Raw genomic sequence first — 18,894 nt, forward strand, 5'->3', positions numbered from 1 at the left:
CTGACAGTGGCCCAGTTCATGTCTTTACGACCATCGAGTACGCAGGCTGACGTAACAGTTTTTTTCATTGTTGCCATTCAATTTTCCTGGATATCGATTAACTCACCTGTTCATTTCAAAAATTACTATCGAAATCCCTATGCCGGACATCAAAAAATTACCGTATTATGAAATCAAGACATCATCGATTCCCTTTTCAATGCCGAAGTGGAAGGAATACGCTGGCGTCAACGGATGTGTTCCTCTGAATACACCGCACGGCGTTTGCATGGACAAGCTTGCTCCGGGCGAACCCAAGCCCTTCAAGCCTCCGGAGCCCAACCCAGCAAAGCCTGAGACGATCAAAGCGCCCGAGCCGGCGAAGGCTCCTCCACCCAAGCAAGCGCCACCTCGCAAGTCATCCGAGCCAGCCGACGCGGAAGATTGCGAGAATCCCCCTCCCTTTGACCTGCTGGATGTTCCTGAGGCGATGGAACGAATGAAATGGCCTGTTGCGGCCAAACTCGCCCGACGATGGTTCAGCGGCCCCAAACACGTTTGGGACAACAGCTTCAAAACTGACCAGCCGTTTGACAACACCACCGTCACGCTCGATTGGGCCCTCAGGTTCGGGAAGGTCAAAGAGCGATATGACGAGCTCATCTCGAAAAATATCTACAACGAAAGCGCCAGAGCAAGGTTGAGAGATCTGCTACGGCGTGCGGTGAAAGAAAAATTCGCATCTTCGGTAGCTTTCGATTTTCAGACGGTCGGCGACAAAGGCAATCTCGTCGAGTTTTGCAGGAAGTGGCAATTTCAACTCATTAATATATCCAGCTTCGACACGACGGGGGGGCTCCCGTATGCGCCTACAGATTTGACTGCTGCTCTGGCCAACTTCAACATCTATGCCGCCATTGGGCGTGCGGAGTTTTCCGGAGACAGATATTACAAATACGACAACCATGAAAAGACCAAATCCTACTGCACGGACTTGACCGCATCCATAACACATATCTACGCGTACATAAAAGATAGCTATTCTTTCAATGACGGAAAGCCGCCATCGAGCAGCCAGTATTTGGGGCACTGGAATAAAAACGGAATGATCATCACGAACGGAGGGAGACTCAGGGAGCTTCTATATCGAAGCGGCGTCAATTCCAACCTCGGCGACGCCCTTGAGGTTGAATCGAGTATTAAATGGAAGTATCTGCTCGATGATTTTCTGGATAAACCAATTGACACACGAAAAGGTCTGTTCAAGAAATTCAGGGCATGCGATGTGCACTATCCTGTTTTCAACAAAACCTACAACGACTGGAGACTCAAGCATAATCGCGGAGAGGATTTCGTGATATATTCTCGACTTCGATACCTCAAATTGAAAAATCCCATCAAATTGAGCCTGGGCGAAATATGCAGGTCACCAGAAAAAATTTAATCGCGATCGCGGTCGTCTTGGCTTTGGCGATTCCGTCCCTCATGTTTCTGAAATCATATGGCGGGTGCGAAAGCTATACTCAGGCTCTCAACGGTGGAACGAAAGAGTTCGGTGGCGAGAAATATAAAATCGAACTGTGCGGCGCACGCCGCTCTTTTGGCGACGGCGACGAAATTCGGCTCCGGGTGACAGGGCCGGCCGGGGATGTGCTGGCGGAGAGGTATTTCGCGGTGCGCACGATTAATGATGCAACCCCTCGGGAACTGGAGTACGGCGACGACACTATTTTCTACTACGACCAATCGAAGTCGTCGCCCTTGCGCTTCATCCCCATGCCGCCTTCCAGACTGGACGCGTGGACGGCGCGAATACCGCTCCTGCAACGGCTAATCGCGTTATTTTCATAAGTCCATGAGCAAGCATCCAGACATCGCGCGTCACACCGTCCGCCTGACCAGCATCGTCCGGATCTCCGAAATCGCCTTGGTCGGATTCAGCCCCTTCGGGCACACGTCCGTGCAGTTCATGATCGTCCGGCAGCGGAACAGCCGGTACGGGTCCTCGAGATCGTCGAGCCGCTCGGCCGTCGCGAGATCGCGCGAATCGGCGATGAAGCGGTACGCCTGCAGCAGCCCGGCCGGACCGACGAACTTGTCCGGGTTCCACCAGTAGCTCGGACACGACGTCGAACAGCACGCGCACAGGATGCATTCGTACAGCCCGTCGAGCTGGTCGCGCTCCTCCGGCGATTGCAGCCGTTCGCGCGCGGGCGGCGTCGTGTCGTTGATCAGGTATGGCCGGATCGAGTGGTACTGGTTGAAGAAATCGGTCATGTCGACGATCAGGTCGCGCACCACCGGCAGCCCCGGCAACGGCCGCAGCACGATCTCGCGCGGCAGCGTCTGCATGTTCGTCAGGCATGCGAGGCCGTTCTTGCCGTTGATGTTCATCGCGTCCGAGCCGCAGATGCCTTCACGGCAGGAGCGCCGATACGACAGCGTCTCGTCGTCGCATTTCACGCGGCCCAGCACGTCGAGCAGCATGCGGTCGTCCGGATTCACGTCGATCTCGTAGCGCTGCATGTAAGGCGCCGCGTCGCGGTCGGGGTCGTAGCGGTAGATATGCAGGGTACGCGGATCGCTCATCGGTTCCTCCCGGCGCGGGCCGGCATGGGTTCACAAGGTACTTGCCGTGGTGCGCTGTCGCGGCACACGGCGCCGCAAGCGCGATGCCGGTCAGTCGTCGTCCACGCGCTTGTCGATCAGATAGCGGCCGCGCTCGAGGCCCGCCCTCAGCGCCTCGACCTCGGTCAGCCATTCCGGGCCGGCGGCTTCCGGCACCACCAGCTCGATGCGCGCGCCGTTGACGTACACCTGCACCTCGTCGCGCCATGCGCCGCGCTCGTTGGGTCGCGCCCACACGAAAATCTCGTGGCCGCGATACGGGTCCCGAACCTGTGCGTCCTGTTGATGTGCCACGGTGGCCTCCTGTCTTATCTGCGATAGCGATGCAAAAAATGCGCGCCGCATGCTCGTCAGGCGCGCCGCCGGCCTTGCGCGCACGCGCCGTGCCCGGCCGGCACGCTGCTTGCGTCCCTTTTCCGCATCGAACCGCTACCGGGCCCGCCTCGCTGAGGGCCGGAAGGGATGCACATCATGATCGGCCACCTCGAATTACTCGGACGCCTGCTGCTGGCCGCGCTGCTCGGCAGCGTGATCGGGCTCGAACGCGAACGCCTGAACTGGGCCGCCGGGCTGCGCACGCACATGCTCGTGTGCGTCGGTTCCGCGCTCGTGATGCTGGTATCGACGTTCGGCTTCGAGGACGTGCGCGGGCAGAACGGCGTCGTGCTCGACCCGTCGCGGGTCGCCGCGCAAGTGGTGTCCGGCATCGGCTTTCTCGGCGCGGGCTCGATCCTGCTGCGCGGCGAAGTGGTGCGCGGGCTGACGACGGCCGCGAGCCTGTGGGCGGTGGCCGGCGTCGGGCTCGCCGCGGGCGGCGGCATGGTGGTTGCGTCGGTCGGCGCGACGGCGATCGTGCTCGCGATCCTCGCGGGCGTGAAGCCGCTCGAGCGTCGCTTCATCGCGCAGCGCCAGCAGCGCACGCTGCTGCTCGTGGCCGAGCGCGGCGGCCTCACGCTCGGCACGCTGCACGAAGCGCTCGGCCCCGGCCGGGTGCGCGTGAAACGGTTCATCGTCCAGCAATCGGACGACGACCCGGACACCGACGACATCTCCGTCTCGTTCTCGCGCACGAGCGGGCCGGAATTTGCGGCGATCTGCGAGACGCTGCAAAACATCGCGTGCGTACGGACCTGTCAACCCGACACCTCGTCAAGGAGTTTCGTGTGACCCAGACCGACCTGCTCTCCTATCTCGTGACGAGCCAGCTCGCCGCGCGCATGCGCAGCGGCGCCTGGCTCACGACCAGCCAGCTGGTGGGCGCGCTGCGCGCGTGGCTCGCGTGCCAGCGCGCCGAATGCGACTGGCTCGACCGGATCAGGATCGCGCACGCGTCGGCGACGATCGCGCAGGAGATCTACGACATCGCGGTCGCGCACGGCGAGCATGCGCGGCTCGACGCACATTCGCCGGAGTTGCAGGGGCTTCGGGCACGCTGCGATGCGCTGCTGCAGCGGATCGACGGCAACCGCGACGTCGGGGCCCGATGATCGCGCCGGATCGCATGACCCGCGCCGACGACCGGCGCGTCGACGCCGCGCCGGCGGACGGCCCGTCGCGGCACGGCCTGCTCGAACGGGGGCGCAACTGCGACACGATCCGCCACGCGGACCGCTTCGCAATGCTGGTCGACGGCGACGCGTATTTCTCGATACTGCGCGCCGCGCTGCTGCGTGCGCGCCATACGGTGTTCATCGTTGGCTGGGACGTCGACAGCCGGATGCGGCTCACGCCGGGCGGCGCCGACGACACCTTACCCGACACGCTCGCTGCGTTCCTGCATGCGCTCGCGTCTGCTCGTCACAACCTGCGCATCTACGTACTCGCGTGGGATTTCGCGATGATCTACGCGCTGGAGCGCGATTGGCCCCCCGTATATCGGGCCGGCTGGCGCGCGCATCGCGGCATCCGGTTCCGGCTCGACGATGCGCATCCGCGCGGCGCGTCGCATCACCAGAAGCTGGTCGTGATCGACGACCGGCTCGCGTTCGTCGGCGGACTCGACCTGACACGCGCCCGCTGGGACACGCCCGCGCACGCAGCCGACGATCCGCGCCGCCGCGACGAGCAAGGCATGCCGTACGGGCCGTTCCACGACGTGCACGCGATGTTCGACGGCGACGCGGCCGCCGCGATCGGCGATCAGGCGCGGGCCCGCTGGCTACAGGCGTGCGGGCGCCCGATCGCGATCCGCGCGCAGCGGCATCTCGAGCGGCCCGACGACGACGATCCGTGGCCGCGCGAGGCACGCGTCGACGTGCACGACGTGCAGCTCGGCATCGCCTATACGGCGCCGCGCCACGGCGGGCGTGAACCGGTGCGGCAGGTGCGCGCGCTGGTCGAGGACACGATCCGCGCCGCGCAGCGGCACCTGTATGTCGAAAACCAGTATTTCACCGCCGCGGTGGTGCGCGAAGCGTTGTCCGCGCGCCTCGCCGACACGCACGGGCCGGACGTGACGGTCGTCGCGCCGCGCGTGCAGAGCGGCTGGCTGCAGGAAGCGACGATGGGCGTGCTGCGCGCGCGGCTGCACGCGACGCTCGCGTCGGCCGACCGCTTCGACCGCTACCGGCTGCTGTATCCGCACGTCGACGGGCTCGGCGACGGGTGCGTGAACGTGCACAGCAAGGTCGCGATCGTCGACGACGAATGCATCGTGATCGGCAGCGCGAACCTGAACAACCGCTCGATGCTGCTCGACACCGAATGCTGCATCGCGCTCGTCGCGGCCGGCGATCCCCGCATTCGCGCCGCGATCGCCGCCATGCGCGAGCGGCTGCTGGCCGAGCATCTCGGTACGACGCCCGCGGCGGTGGCCGACGCGTTCGCGTGCGGGGAACGGCCGAACGTCGTGCTCGACCGGCTGCGCGCGAAACCCGGCCGCACGCTGCGCACGCTCGATCCGGCCGTGTCGCCGCAATTCGAAGCGCTGGTGCCGGTCAGCGCGCGGCTCGACCCGGAACAGCCGATCGAACCGGACCGGTTCATCCGCGAATTCGTGCCGCACGAACAGCATCGCACGCTCACCGCGCGCTTTTTCGTGCTCGGTGCGATCGTGCTCGCGATCGCCGCGCTGGCGCTCGCGTGGCGTTTCACGCCGCTGGGTGCGCACCTGAACGTCGCATCGCTGTCGCACGCGGTGGCCGGCATCGCGCGGCTGCCGGCCGCGCCGGTGCTCCTGCTCGCGGCCTACGTGATCGCGGCGACCTGCGCGGTGCCGATCACGCTGCTGATCGCCGCGACGGGGCTCGTGTTCGGCGCGTGGCCGGGTTTCGCGTATGCGGGCATCGGCTCGATGGCAGCAGCCGCCGCGACCTACGCGCTCGGCCGCTGGCTCGGGCGCGACGCGGTGCGCCGGCTCGCCGGCCCGCGCGCGAACCGGCTGAGCGAGCGCATCGGCCGGCGCGGCGTGGTCGCGATGGCCGTGCTGCGGCTGCTGCCGATCGCGCCATTCACCGTCGTGAACCTCGTCGCCGGCGCGTCGCACATCGGGCTGCGCGACTTCCTGATCGGCACCGCGCTCGGGATGCTGCCGGGCATCGTGCTGACCGTCACGTTCGCGCACCAGCTGACCGCCGCGCTCAGCCATCCGGGGCCCGGCGCGTTCGCATGGCTCGCGGCGATCGGCCTCGTGCTGGTCGGCGTGTCGATCCTGCTCGTGAGGATGCTGCGACGATGGCGCTGAGCGAACACGCGGCCCCGCCACCGCACGTCGTCACCGCCGACGCGGCGCCCGCCGCCGCGCCGGGCGGGCGCGACCTGCGGATCGCGACCTACAACATCCACGGCGGCTACGGTGCGTGGCCGGCGCGCGCGGTCGACCGGATCGCGGCCGTGATCGACGAACTGGACGCGGACGTGATCGCGCTGCAGGAAGTGCCCCTCGGCGGCACGCGCGCGCCCGACGTGCTCGCGCATTTGCGCGACGCGACCGGCATGCACGCGGTGGCCGGCCCGACGATCGACACGCCGGAGCGCCGCTACGGCAACGCGGTGCTGTCGCGCTGCCCGATCCGCGCGGCGCGCACACTCGACCTGTCGTTCCACCCGCGCGAGCCGCGTGGCGCGCTCGACGCCGACATCGACTGCGGCGCGGGCACGATCCGCGTGGTCGCGACCCATCTCGGGCTGTCCGCCAGCGAACGCAGCGCGCAGGTGCAGCGGCTGCTCGCGGCGTTCGACACCGGCGCGATGCCGGTGATCCTGCTCGGCGACATCAATGAGTGGTTCGTGCGCGGCCGCGCGCTGCAGGCGCTCGTCACGCGATTCCGGCGCGCGCCGGCGCCGCGCACGTTCCCGACCGTGTGCCCGGTGTTCTCGCTGGACCGGATCTGGATCCATCCGGGCGAGCTGCTGGTCGACGTGGTCGTGCACCGCAGCGCGCGGGCCCGGCACGCGTCGGACCACTATCCGCTGGTGGCCCGGATGCGCGCGACGCCCGCGACGGGCACGGCGCTTGCGCGGTGACGCGTTTTTCGATCCGACGGAGTCAGCCCATGCGAACCGATGCCCTCGACGGAAAGGATCTCGATTACTGGTGCGCCCGCGCGTTGTGCGCCGATGACGAAGACACGCTGCGCTTCACGGCGGTCGCGCCGACCGTCGTCGTGACGGCCGCGTGCGACGCGTTCCGGCATCTCGATGCGCCGTTCGCGCCTTCGGCGTCGTGGGCCGATGCGGGCGCGGTGCTCGATCGCGTGGAGGATCTGCGGATCGCCCGCCATGGGAACGACGTCGAATGCGACGCGACCTTCGTCGACGGCCCGTCGACGTGCGGCGCGCATGGCCGCGATGCGCGCGTGGCGCTGCTGCGCGCGTTCGTGCGTGCGCGCTTCGGCGACGAGGTGGACGCGCCGCCGTCGTTCCCGCACCGGATCGAACATGGCGCGGTGGTGCGGTATGACCCGGGTGTGCCGATTCCTACTTCGGACGACGATCCGGCGACGGGCGACAGTTCGGATATTCGGTCGATTCCGCGCATGTAAGTGCAAGCGCGTGCCCGGCAATCATGTAAAAACGGCAGCCCCTTCAAGCCGGCCTCCCGCACACACCGTGCTCCGCAGGCGATCCGGCAGCAGGCACGCAGGTTGCGACGCACCGGCGTTACCGCTCGCCGCCACCCGCCCGCGCCACGCCATGGACTCCACACCACCGTTCGCTCCGCACCTCTACTTCTGCGACGCCCGCCTCGTCGGGCCGCTCGACGCATGGCCGCAAACCTTCGCGCATATCGCCGGGATGGGCTTCGATCACGTGCTGGTCGGCGCGTTCTGGGCCGCGAGCGTGGCCGGCTTCCCGCGCCACGTGGCCGATTTCCGGCGGCCGGCCCAGTCGTTCGACACGCGCGCAAGCGCGCTCGAAACCTTCTCGCGGCTCGCGCAGCTCGCGAAAGGCCACGGGCTGCGCCTGCTGCTCGAAGTCGTGCCCGATCGCATCGCGCGCGAGAACCCGCTGCGCGCCGAGCATCCGGACTGGTACGTCGAGCGCACGCACGACGACGCGCTGATCGATCCGCGCGGCACCGCGCACGCGCTGGACATCGCGCATGCAAACGCCGGCGACGAAGCGGTGCGCGACGCGCTGTCCGCGTGGTGGTGCACGCATCTCGCGACGTTCGCCGATGCGGGCGCGGCCGGCTTCCTGATCGACGCACCGCATCATCTGCCGGCCGACTGGTGGCCGGGCTGGCGCGCGGCGCTGCGCCGTGCGCGCCCGGACGTCGCGGTGCTCGCCGGGGTGCCCGGCCATGCGCGCGACGCGCTCACGCAGCTCGAAGCCGCCGGATTCGACGCGGTGTTTTCATCGGTGCGCTGGTGGGACCTGCGCGCGCCGTGGTTCGCGGACGAGCACCGGTTGCTGCGGCGCATCGGCGCGCCGATCGCGTTTCCCGATGCGCCCGACGGCCCGCGTCTGGCCGACGACTGGCCCGACGCGCCGGACGACACCGTCGCCCGCGCGTATCGCCGCGCGCTGTGGACGGCCGCGGCCGTCGGCACCGGCTGGCTCGTGCCGATGGGCTTCGAGCGCGGCGTGACGGTCCCGCTGATGGCGCGCGACGCGGATGCCGCGCGCTACCGCGCCGCATTCGAGCACGCCCGTTTCGATCTGTCGGGCGCGCTCGCCGATGCCAACGCATGGCGCCGCGCCACGCCCGTCGCGGCGGCACGCGGCGAAATCGTGCAACTGAGCGCGCCCGGCGCGCCGGCAACCGCGCTGCTGCGCGGCACCGGGCCGTTGCTCGACCACGACGACGCGGCGTTGCTGATCGCGTTGAATCCCGATCTCGACGCGCCGGCGACCGTCGACCCCGCGACGATCCTGCCCGGCGTGCCGGGCGGCTTCACGCGCGTCGTCACGCAGGACGGCGCGCACACGCATCCGCCGGCCGCGCTCGAGCCGTTCACGCTCGCGCCCGGCGCATATGCGCTGCTGCATGCATGGCGGGCGCCGCCCGTCACGACGCGCGCGGACGCTGCACGCGAGCGCACCGTGCTGTCTGCGGCGCTCGCGGCCGACCGGATCGCGATCGAGCGCGTCGAGCCATCGGTCGACGGCGGCCGTTTCGCGATCAAGCGCGTGATCGGCGAGCCGCTCGTCGTGAGCGCCTCGATCTTCACGGACGGGCACGCGCACCTGGCAGCCGTGCTCCAGTGGCGCGGCGATGGCGACGACACCTGGCGCGAAGTGCCGTTCGAAGCCGAGCCGAACGATCGCTGGCACGCGCGCGTCATGCTCGACCAGCTCGGCCGCCATGAATTCCGCGTGATCGCATGGCGCGACGACTGGGCGTCGCTCGTCACCGACATCGCGAAAAAGCGCGCGGCCGGCCAGGACGTGACGCTGGAGGTGCGCGAAGCGCAACTGCTGCTCGCGACCGCGCTGAAGCTCGCCGATACCGCCGATCCGCGCGCGCTCAAGCAGATGGAGCGGCTCGCCGCCGAGCTCAAGGACGCGTCGCCCGACGACCGCCTCGCGCTGATCGGCGCGCCCGCGCTCGCCGACGCGTTCGCGGCGCTGCGCTACCGCCCGTTCGTCACGCACGACGCGACGACCTACCCGGTCGACGTCGAACGCCGCAAGGCGCGCTTCTCGAGCTGGTACGAGATGTTTCCGCGCTCGGCGAGCGACGATCCGCACCGGCACGGCACGTTCGACGACGTGATCGCGCATTTGCCGCGCATCCGCGACATGGGTTTCGACGTGCTGTATTTCCCGCCGATCCACCCGATCGGCACGTCCGCGCGCAAGGGCCGCAACAACAGCCTGACCGCCGGCCCCGACGATGTCGGCAGCCCGTACGCGATCGGCTCGCCCGACGGCGGCCACACGGCCGTGCATCCGCAGCTCGGCACGCTCGAGTCGTTCCGCGCGCTGGTCGACGCCGCGCGCGGGCACGGGCTCGAGATCGCGCTCGATTTCGCGATCCAGTGCTCGCCCGACCATCCGTGGCTCGCCGCGCATCCGGGCTGGTTCGCGTGGCGGCCCGACGGCTCGCTGCGCTTCGCGGAGAATCCGCCGAAGCGCTACCAGGACATCGTGAACCCCGATTTCTACGCGCCGGACGCGCTGCCCGACCTGTGGCTCGCGCTGCGCGACGCGGTGCTGTTCTGGGTCGACGCGGGCGTGCGGATCTTCCGCGTCGACAACCCGCACACGAAGCCGCTGCCGTTCTGGGCGTGGATGATCGCCGACGTGCGCGGCCGGCATCCGGACGTCGTGTTCCTGTCCGAGGCGTTTACGCGGCCGGCGATGATGTATCGCCTCGCGAAAGTCGGCTTCTCGCAGTCGTACACGTACTTCACGTGGCGCGAGTCGAAGCGCGACTTCATCGACTACCTGACCGAGCTGACGGCCGGCCCGCCGCGCGAATTCTTCCGGCCGAACTTCTTCGTCAACACGCCCGACATCAATCCGCGCCACCTGCAGAACGCGCCGCGCTCGCAGTTCGTGATCCGCGCGGCGCTCGCGGCGACGCTGGCCGGCTCGTGGGGCCTGTACTCGGGTTTCGAGCTCGGCGAATCGGCGCCGCTGCCGGACAGCGAGGAATACGCGGATGCCGAGAAATACGAGCTGCGCGCGCGCGACTGGAGCAAGGCCGCGCACATCGGCGCGGAAATCGCGCGGCTGAACCGCGCGCGGCGCGATCACCCGGCGCTGCAGACGCATCTCGGGCTCACGTTCGTCGAGGCGGACAACGATTCGGTGCTCGTGTTCATGAAGGCGACGCCCGCGTTCGACAGCGTGGTGGTCGTCGCGATCAGCCTCGACCCGTGGCATCCGCAGGCCGCGAACTTCACGCTCGACGCGGCGCTGTGGCGCGGCCTCGGGCTGGTCGACGGCGAACCGCTCGATGCGCTCGAACAGGACGCCGCGCACGCGGAAACCTGGCGCGGCCATCGGCAGTACGTCTCGCTCGATCCGCACGTGCGGCCGTACGCAATCTGGCGGCTCGCGCCGTCTCCGGGCGCCGCGCGGGCGGCGGCGCCCGAACCGGATCCCGCCCGCGGCCCTTCGGGAGCGCATGCATGATGAAACGCGAAGATTCCCTCGACGACGTGCGGCGCGCGCAGTTTCCGTCGCTCGCGCCGGCCGGCACGCCGCGCCGGCGCCGCGCGCGCCGCCGCGAACCCGCGCTCTGTGCGGACGATCCGCTGTGGTACAAGGACGCGATCATCTACCAGGTGCACGTGAAGTCGTTCTACGACTCGAACAACGACGGCATCGGCGATTTCCCCGGCCTGATCGCGAAACTCGACTACATCGCCGAACTCGGCGTCGACACGATCTGGCTGCTGCCGTTCTATCCGTCGCCGCGCCGCGACGACGGCTACGACATCGCCGACTACCGCGACGTGCATCCCGACTACGGCACGCTGGCCGACGTGCGGCGCTTCATCCGCGAAGCGCATGCGCGCGGCATCCGCGTGATCGCCGAACTCGTGATCAACCACACGTCGGACCAGCATCCGTGGTTCCAGCGCGCGCGCCGCGCGAAGCCGGGCTCCACGCATCGCGACTACTACGTGTGGTCCGACACCGACACGAAATACGCGGGCACGCGGATCATCTTTCTGGATACCGAAACGTCGAACTGGACCCACGACCCGGTGGCCGGCCAGTATTACTGGCACCGCTTCTATTCGCACCAGCCCGACCTGAACTTCGACAACCCGGCCGTCGTGCGCGAAGTGATCCAGGTGATGCGCTTCTGGCTCGACCTCGGCATCGACGGGCTGCGGCTCGACGCGGTGCCGTACCTGGTCGAGCGCGAAGGCACCAACAACGAGAACCTGCCGGAGACGCACGCGATCCTGAAGCGGATCCGCGCGACGATCGACGCCGAGTACCCGAACCGGATGCTGCTCGCGGAAGCGAACCAGTGGCCGGAAGACGTGCAGGAATACTTCGGCAACGAGGACGAATGCCACATGGCGTTCCACTTCCCGCTGATGCCGCGCATCTACATGTCGATCGCGAGCGAGGATCGCTTCCCGATCGTCGACATCATGCGGCAGACCCCGGCGCTCGCGCCGAGCAACCAGTGGGCCGTGTTCCTGCGCAATCACGACGAGCTGACGCTCGAGATGGTCACCGATTCGGAGCGCGACCTGCTGTGGCAGACCTACGCGAGCGACCGGCGCGCGCGGCTGAACCTCGGAATCCGGCGCCGGCTCGCGCCGCTGATGGAGCGCGACCGGCGCCGCATCGAGCTGATCAATTCGCTGCTGCTGTCGATGCCGGGCACGCCGGTGATCTATTACGGCGACGAGCTCGGGATGGGCGACAACATCCACCTCGGCGACCGCGACGGCGTGCGCACGCCGATGCAGTGGTCGTCGGACCGCAACGGCGGCTTCTCGCGCGCCGACCCCGAACTGCTCGTGCTGCCGCCGGTGATGGGCTCGCTGTACGGCTATGACGCGATCAACGTCGAGGCGCAGACGCGCGATCCGCATTCGCTGCTGAACTGGACGCGCCGCATTCTCGCGACGCGCCGCGCGTCGCAGGCGTTCGGGCGCGGCACGATCCGCTTCCTGCGCCCGGAAAACCGCAAGGTACTCGCGTACCTGCGCGAACTCGACGGCCACGAGCCGGTGCTGTGCGTCGCGAACCTGTCGCGCGCGTCGCAGGCGGTGGAACTCGACCTGTCCGAATTCGCGGGCCGCGTGCCGATCGAGATGACGTCCGATTCGCCGTTTCCGCCGATCGGCCAGCTCCCGTATCTCCTCACCTTCCCGCCGTACGGGTTCCTGTGGTTCGTGCTCGCCGAGCACGGCCGCGAGCCGTCGTGGCGGCAGCCGCATGCGGAGCCGCTGCCCGAATACGTGACGCTGGTGATGCGGCGCGGCGATACGCGGCCGGACGTCTCGCAGCTGCACGCGCTCGCGCACGACGCGCTCGCGTCGTGGCTTGCGCGGCGGCGCTGGTTCGCGTCGAAGGATCGCAAGATCGGCGACGCGTGGCTGAACGTCGTCACGCCGATTCCGGACGAGCCGTTCCAGTACGCGGAGGCGTGGGTGTCGGCGAGCGACGGCGGCGCAGAACGCTACGTCGTGCCGCTCGCGGCCGCGTGGGGCGGCGAGACGTCCAATCCGCTGTTCACGCAGCTCGCGCTGGCGCGCGTGCGGCGCGGCCATACGGTCGGCTACCTGACCGACGCGTTCGCGCTGCCGGCGTTCGCGCGCGGGATGCTGCGCAAGCTGCGCGTCGGCGCGACGGTGCTCACGTCCGACGGCGGCCGGCTCACCTTTCTGCCGGAAAACGCGCTCGCCGGGCTCGACCCGGGCGACGACGCGGAAGTGCGCTGGCTCGCGGCCGAGCAGAGCAACAGCTCGCTCGTGATCGGCGACACGATCGTGCTGAAACTGGTGCGCAAGGTCGCGCACGGCATTCACCCGGAAGCGGAAATGAGCCGGCACCTGACGCGCATCGGCTACGCGAACACCGCGACGCTGGCCGGCGAGGTCGTGCACGTCGATCCGGACGGCACGCCGCACACGGTCGCGATCCTGCAGCGCTATGTCGACAACCAGGGCGACGCATGGACGCGTTCGTTCGATTTCCTGCGCCGCGCGATCGACGAACTGGCGCTGCCCGCTGCGGACGAAGGCGAGGCGGCCGAAACGGGCGAGGAACCCGATGCGCTGCTCGGCTATGCGGCGTTCGCGGGCATCATCGGCACGCGGCTCGGCCAGTTGCACGTCGCGCTCGCGCAGCCGTCCGACGATCCCGCGTTCGCGCCGGAGCGCGCGACGCCCGAACACGTCGACAGCTGGTGCGTCGATGCGATCGCGTCGTTCGAGCGCGCGCTCGACGTGCTGCGCACGCGGCTCGACGCGCTCGATCCGACCACCCGTGCGTCGGCCGATGCGCTGCTCGCGTCGCGCGACGCGGCCGTGCAGGCGCTCGGTGAACTCGTGCCGCGCACGCTCGATGCGCAATGCACGCGGATTCACGGCGATTTTCATCTGGGCCAGGTGCTCGACGTGCAGGGCGACGCACTGCTGATCGACTTCGAAGGCGAACCGGCGCGCCCGCTCGAGCGGCGTCGCGCGAAATCGCATCCGCTGCGCGACGTGGCCGGCTTGCTGCGCTCGCTGTCGTACGTGAGCGCGACCGCGCAGTTCGCGATCGAAAAAGCGCCGCCGCAGGCCGCCGGCCGCAAGCGCGCGCTGTTCGACCGCTTCGGGCAGGCGGCCGCCGACCGCTTCGTCGAATGCTATCGCGCGGCGGCCGACCTCGCGCCCGCGCGCTTCGTCGATCCGCACTATGCGGACCGCCTGCTCGCGCTGTTCCTGATCGACAAGGCGTCGTACGAGCTGTGCTACGAAGCCGCGAACCGGCCCGACTGGCTGAGCGTGCCGGTCGGCGGGCTCGCGGCGCTGGTCGACCGCCTGCTCGGCGACGGCGTGCTGCCCGACGACGGAGGAAACCCATGACCGACACGCTGTTCGCGCGCGCCGACATCGACGCGCTGCTCGCCGGCCGCCATCCCGACCCGTTCGCGTGCCTCGGCCCGCACGAACAGGATGACCGGATCGTCGTGCGGGCGTTGCTGCCCGGCGCCGAGCGCGTGCGCGCGCTGTCGCCGGACGGCGCCGAACTCGGCACGCTCGCGTGCGTCGATCGCGCCGGCTGCTTCGCGGGGACCATTGCGCACAATGGCGGCACGCCGCACTATCTGCTCTCGATCGACTGGCCGGATGCGCATCAGGTGACCGACGATGCGTACGCGTTCGGCACGCTGCTCGACGAAGCAGCGCTGGCGCGTTTTTCGGCCGGCGATCCCGAAGCCGTGCTCGACTGCCTCGGCGCGACGCCGGTGCGCATCGACGACACCGACGGCGTGCGGTTCGCGGTGTGGGCGCCGAACGCGCAGCGCGTGTCGGTGGTCGGCGATTTCAACGCGTGGGACGGCCGCCGCCATCCGATGCGGCTGCGGCGGCCGTCCGGCGTGTGGGAGCTGTTCGTGCCGGGTATCGGCCCGGGCGAGCGCTACAAGTACGAGCTGTGCGCGGCCGACGGGCGCGTGTTGCCGCACAAGGCCGATCCGTGCGCACGGGCGACCGAGGCGCCGCCGCGCACGGCGTCGGTGGTCGCCGACGTCGCGGCGCTCCACGCGTTCGCATGGCATGACGACGGCTGGATGCATGCGCGGCCGCGCGTCGACCGCTACCGCGTGCCGTGGTCGATCTACGAGGTCCATCCGGAATCGTGGCAGCGCATTCCCGAGCAGATGGACCGCAGCGCGACGTGGGACGAACTCGCCGAGCGGCTGATTCCGTACGTGAAGGGAATGGGCTTCACGCACGTCGAGTTCATGCCGATCGCGGAATACCCGTTCGGCGGCTCGTGGGGCTACCAGCCGCTCGCGCAGTTCGCGCCGTCCGCGCGCTTCGGGCCGGTCGAAGGCTTCGCGCGGTTCGTCGACCGCGCGCACGCGGCCGGCATCGGCGTGCTCGTCGACTGGGTGCCCGCGCATTTTCCGAACGACGCGCACGGGCTCGCGCAATTCGACGGCAGCGCGCTGTACGAGCACGCCGATCCGCGCGAGGGCATGCACCCCGACTGGAACACCTGCGTGTTCAACGTCGGGCGCACCGAGGTCAGCGCGTTCCTCGTCGCCTCCGCGCTCGCGTGGGCGCGCCGCTATCACGTCGACGGCATCCGCGTCGACGCGGTCGCGTCGATGCTGTATCGCGACTATTCGCGCAAGGAAGGCGAATGGGTGCCGAACGTGTACGGCGGCCGCGAGAACCTCGAATCGGTCGCGTTCCTGCGCCGGCTGAACGACACGCTGCACGGTGACGCCGCGCCGGCCGGCGTCGTCACCGTCGCGGAGGAATCGACCGCGTGGCCGGGCGTCACCGCGTCGACCGGCGACGGCGGGCTCGGCTTCGACTTCAAGTGGAACATGGGCTGGATGCACGACACGCTCGCGTACCTGCACGAAGACCCGATCCATCGCCGCTACCACCACGACCGGATGACGTTCGGGCTCGTGTACGCGTTCTCCGAACGCTTCGTGCTGCCGCTGTCGCACGACGAGGTCGTGCACGGCAAGGGCTCGCTCGTCGCGAAGATGCCGGGCGACGCGTGGCAGCGGCTCGCGACGCTGCGCGCGTATTTCGGCTTCATGTGGGCCCACCCCGGCAAGAAGCTGCTGTTCATGGGCAGCGAATTCGCGCAGTGGAGCGAGTTCGCGCACGATGCGACGCCGCACTGGGACTTGCTCGACGCGCCCGCGCATCGCGGCGTGCAGCGGCTCGTGCGCGATCTCAACCGCGCGTACGCGGCCGAGCCGGCGCTGCATGCGCTCGACTGTCACGCGGCCGGCTTCTCCTGGCTGATCGGCGACGATCGCGACAACAGCGTGTTCGCGTTCGCGCGCCGCGACGATGCGGGGCGCCTGGTCGTCGCCGTCTGCAACTTCACGCCCGTGCCGCGCAGTGGCTACCGCCTCGGGCTGCCCGCGCCCGGCCAGTGGCGCGAACTGATGAACACCGATGCCGCGTCGTACGGCGGCACCAACGCCGGCAACGACGGCGCCGTGTGGGCCGAAGCCGTGCCCGCGCACGGCGAGGCGTGGTCGGCGACCTTGCGCCTGCCACCGCTCGCGACACTGTGGTTGACGCCCGCTTGACTCCTCGCGCCCTCGACACGGAGATCCGCCCCATGCCGACCGCCCTGCCCACCCGTCTCGAATCCGGCCGCAGCTATCCGCTCGGCGCGACCTGGGACGGCCTCGGGACCAACTTCGCGGTGTTTTCCGCGCACGCGCATCGCATCCAGCTGTGCGTGTTCGATCCGACCGGCCGCAAGGAACTCGCGCGCCTCGACCTGCCCGAATGCACCGACGAGGTGTGGCACGGCTACCTGCCGAACGCGCATCCGGGCACCGTGTACGGGTTCCGTGCAGACGGCCCCTATCAGCCGCAGCACGGCCATCGCTTCAACCCGACCAAGCTGCTGCTCGACCCGTACGCGCGCAAGCTGGTGGGCCAGTTCCGCTGGTCGGACGCGCTGTTCGGCTATCGCGTGCATTCGAACCGGGCCGACCTGTCGATGGACCGCCGCGATTCGGCGCCCGCGATGCCGAAGGCCGTGGTCGTCGACGAAGCATTCGACTGGAGCAACGACCGCCGCCCGAACGTGCCGTGGCGCAGCACCGTGATCTACGAGACCCACGTGCGCGGCGCGTCGATGCGCCGCGCGGGGCTGCGCCCGCCGGAGCGCGGCACGTTCGCGTCGCTCGCGCATCCGGCGTTCATCGATCACCTGCTGTCGATCGGCGTGACGACGGTCGAGCTGCTGCCGATCCACGCGTTCCTGCAGCAGCGCGAGCTCGTGAAACGTGGACTGCGCAACTACTGGGGCTACGACACGGCCGCGTTCTTCGCACCGGAGCCGTCGTATCTCACGACGCGGCGGCTCGACGAAATGCGCATCGCGGTCCGCCAGCTGCATGCGGCCGGCATCGAGGTCGTGCTCGACGTGGTCTACAACCACACGTGCGAAGGCAACCAGCTCGGGCCCACGCTGTCGTGGCGCGGCCTCGACAACGCGAGCTATTACCGGCTGCGGCCCGACGATCCGCGCTACCACGTCGACGAAACCGGCTGCGGCAACACGCTGAACCTGTCGCATCCGCGCGTCGTGCAGATGGTGATGGATTCGCTGCGCTACTGGGCGACCGCGTTCAACATCGACGGCTTTCGCTTCGATCTCGGCGTGACGCTCGGCCGCGAGGATCACGGCTTCGAGCCCGGCGCCGGATTCTTCGATGCGCTGCGGCAGGACCCGGTGCTCGCGCAGCGCAAGCTGATCACCGAGCCGTGGGATCTCGGCCCCGGCGGCTATCAGCTCGGCCGCCACCCGCCCGGCTTCGCCGAATGGAACGACCGGTTTCGCGATACCGTGCGGCGCTTCTGGCGCGGCGACGCGGGGCAGCGCCCGGAACTGGCCGCGCGGCTGTCGGGCTCGGCCGACCTGTTCAATCACGGGCGCCGCCGCACGTGGGCATCGGTCAATTTCGTCACCGCGCACGACGGCTTCACGCTCGCCGACCTCGTGTCGTATGCGGGCAAGCACAACGACGCGAACGGCGAGGACAACCGCGACGGCCGCGACGACAACTGCAGCGCGAACTGGGGCACCGAAGGGCCGACCGACGACGGGGCGATCCGCGACGTGCGCCAGCGCGTCGCGCGCTCGATGCTCGCGACGCTGTTTACCGCGCTCGGCACGCCGATGATCGTGGCGGGCGACGAATTCGGCCGCACGCAGCACGGCAACAACAACGCGTATTGCCAGGACAACGAACTGTCGTGGCTCGACTGGGACCTGGCGCACAGCGAGGACGGCGTGCAGATGACCCGCTTCGTGTCGCGGCTCGCCGCGCTGCGGCGCATGTATCCGGTGATGTCGGCACCGCGCTACCCGTCGGGCGACCGCGACGGCGCGCCGGGCATGCGCGAGATCGACTGGTTCGACGAACGCGGCGACGCGCTCACCGTGCCCGCCTGGGAGGACGGCGAACGCCGCGCGCTGACCATGCGGCGCGTCGGCACCGGCCGCACCGGACGCACCGAGGCGTTGCTCGTGATGCTGAACGCATCGGCCGACACCATCACGTTCATGCCGCCCGCACCCGTGCTCGATTACCGCATCCTGCTCGACACCGCGACGCCCGACTCGGGCCCGCGCTCGTGGCCGGAAGCGGGGCTCGACGTCGCCGCCCATGCAGCCGTAATCGCGGTCGCCGCCGTGCCGCCCGATCAGTCTTCCTGA

General features: G+C 68.8%; 13 protein-coding genes. 11 read left to right on the top strand and 2 right to left on the bottom strand.

Annotated elements, in window-relative coordinates:
* Nucleotides 1-139: 139 nt before the first annotated feature.
* Both KU887_RS32970 and KU887_RS32975 read left to right on the top strand, forming a co-directional pair.
* Nucleotides 140-1,423, top strand: a complete 1,284-nt coding sequence (locus tag KU887_RS32970; RefSeq protein WP_077057037.1) for a DUF6402 family protein — start codon at nucleotides 140-142, stop codon at nucleotides 1,421-1,423.
* Complete coding sequence (locus KU887_RS32975; protein WP_058903669.1) at nucleotides 1,399-1,830, top strand: hypothetical protein; 432 nt, start codon at nucleotides 1,399-1,401, stop codon at nucleotides 1,828-1,830. Before KU887_RS32970 ends, KU887_RS32975 begins: the two co-directional genes overlap by 25 nt.
* A gap of 30 nt (nucleotides 1,831-1,860) precedes the next feature.
* Here the strand turns inward: KU887_RS32975 and KU887_RS32980 are convergent, their stop codons facing one another.
* Complete coding sequence (locus KU887_RS32980; protein ID WP_011545529.1) at nucleotides 1,861-2,568, bottom strand: succinate dehydrogenase/fumarate reductase iron-sulfur subunit; 708 nt, start codon at nucleotides 2,566-2,568, stop codon at nucleotides 1,861-1,863.
* Between the two features lie 90 nt (nucleotides 2,569-2,658).
* Nucleotides 2,659-2,901 carry a DUF6566 family protein gene (locus KU887_RS32985; RefSeq protein ID WP_023476627.1) on the bottom strand — a complete coding sequence of 81 codons (243 nt, stop codon included), beginning with the start codon at nucleotides 2,899-2,901 and terminating at the stop codon, nucleotides 2,659-2,661.
* Between the two features lie 177 nt (nucleotides 2,902-3,078).
* On the opposite strand from KU887_RS32985, the gene KU887_RS32990 reads away from it, so the two are divergent.
* From KU887_RS32990 to glgX, 9 genes are all read left to right on the top strand, one after another.
* The gene (locus KU887_RS32990) at nucleotides 3,079-3,774 is read left to right on the top strand and encodes an MgtC/SapB family protein (RefSeq protein ID WP_041492325.1); all 696 of its coding nucleotides are present in this window, start codon (nucleotides 3,079-3,081) and stop codon (nucleotides 3,772-3,774) included.
* Complete coding sequence (locus tag KU887_RS32995) at nucleotides 3,771-4,094, top strand: hypothetical protein (RefSeq protein ID WP_012336640.1); 324 nt, start codon at nucleotides 3,771-3,773, stop codon at nucleotides 4,092-4,094. The genes KU887_RS32990 and KU887_RS32995 overlap by 4 nt, the downstream gene beginning before the upstream one ends.
* Nucleotides 4,091-6,289: a VTT domain-containing protein gene (locus tag KU887_RS33000; RefSeq protein ID WP_375167912.1), complete on the top strand. Its 2,199-nt coding sequence runs from the start codon at nucleotides 4,091-4,093 to the stop codon at nucleotides 6,287-6,289. Before KU887_RS32995 ends, KU887_RS33000 begins: the two co-directional genes overlap by 4 nt.
* Entirely contained in the window at nucleotides 6,280-7,071 is a 792-nt protein-coding gene (locus tag KU887_RS33005) for an endonuclease/exonuclease/phosphatase family protein (protein ID WP_006498305.1), read from the top strand. Before KU887_RS33000 ends, KU887_RS33005 begins: the two co-directional genes overlap by 10 nt.
* A 29-nt stretch (nucleotides 7,072-7,100) precedes the next feature.
* Nucleotides 7,101-7,589 (top strand): phage protein NinX family protein, encoded by a 489-nt coding sequence (locus KU887_RS33010; protein WP_034203618.1) that lies wholly within the window; start codon nucleotides 7,101-7,103, stop codon nucleotides 7,587-7,589.
* A gap of 151 nt (nucleotides 7,590-7,740) precedes the next feature.
* Nucleotides 7,741-11,133, top strand: a complete 3,393-nt coding sequence (locus KU887_RS33015) for a maltotransferase domain-containing protein (RefSeq protein WP_077057041.1) — start codon at nucleotides 7,741-7,743, stop codon at nucleotides 11,131-11,133.
* Nucleotides 11,133-14,543 (top strand): maltose alpha-D-glucosyltransferase, encoded by a 3,411-nt coding sequence (treS, locus tag KU887_RS33020; protein ID WP_034204035.1) that lies wholly within the window; start codon nucleotides 11,133-11,135, stop codon nucleotides 14,541-14,543. The genes KU887_RS33015 and treS overlap by 1 nt, the downstream gene beginning before the upstream one ends.
* Entirely contained in the window at nucleotides 14,540-16,747 is a 2,208-nt protein-coding gene (glgB, locus tag KU887_RS33025) for a 1,4-alpha-glucan branching protein GlgB (RefSeq protein WP_048987166.1), read from the top strand. Before treS ends, glgB begins: the two co-directional genes overlap by 4 nt.
* Before the next feature lie 32 nt (nucleotides 16,748-16,779).
* Nucleotides 16,780-18,894: a glycogen debranching protein GlgX gene (glgX, locus tag KU887_RS33030; RefSeq protein WP_258258488.1), complete on the top strand. Its 2,115-nt coding sequence runs from the start codon at nucleotides 16,780-16,782 to the stop codon at nucleotides 18,892-18,894.

The sequence above is a fragment of the Burkholderia sp. EMB26 genome, assembly GCF_024730645.1.
Classification (GTDB): Bacteria; Pseudomonadota; Gammaproteobacteria; order Burkholderiales; family Burkholderiaceae; genus Burkholderia; species Burkholderia cenocepacia.

Excerpts from the sequence above, each read along its gene's own strand:
- KU887_RS33000 (WP_375167912.1), top strand. The coding sequence starts at position 4,091 with ATGATCGCGCCGGATCGCATGACCCGCGCCGACGACCGGCGCGTCGAC.
- KU887_RS32970 (WP_077057037.1), top strand. The coding sequence starts at position 140 with ATGCCGGACATCAAAAAATTACCGTATTATGAAATCAAGACATCATCG.
- KU887_RS33010 (WP_034203618.1), top strand. The coding sequence starts at position 7,101 with ATGCGAACCGATGCCCTCGACGGAAAGGATCTCGATTACTGGTGCGCC.
- glgB (WP_048987166.1), top strand. The coding sequence starts at position 14,540 with ATGACCGACACGCTGTTCGCGCGCGCCGACATCGACGCGCTGCTCGCC.
- KU887_RS32975 (WP_058903669.1), top strand. The coding sequence starts at position 1,399 with ATGCAGGTCACCAGAAAAAATTTAATCGCGATCGCGGTCGTCTTGGCT.
- KU887_RS33005 (WP_006498305.1), top strand. The coding sequence starts at position 6,280 with ATGGCGCTGAGCGAACACGCGGCCCCGCCACCGCACGTCGTCACCGCC.
- glgX (WP_258258488.1), top strand. The coding sequence starts at position 16,780 with ATGCCGACCGCCCTGCCCACCCGTCTCGAATCCGGCCGCAGCTATCCG.
- treS (WP_034204035.1), top strand. The coding sequence starts at position 11,133 with ATGAAACGCGAAGATTCCCTCGACGACGTGCGGCGCGCGCAGTTTCCG.
- KU887_RS32980 (WP_011545529.1), bottom strand. The coding sequence starts at position 2,568 with ATGAGCGATCCGCGTACCCTGCATATCTACCGCTACGACCCCGACCGC.
- KU887_RS32990 (WP_041492325.1), top strand. The coding sequence starts at position 3,079 with ATGATCGGCCACCTCGAATTACTCGGACGCCTGCTGCTGGCCGCGCTG.
- KU887_RS33015 (WP_077057041.1), top strand. The coding sequence starts at position 7,741 with ATGGACTCCACACCACCGTTCGCTCCGCACCTCTACTTCTGCGACGCC.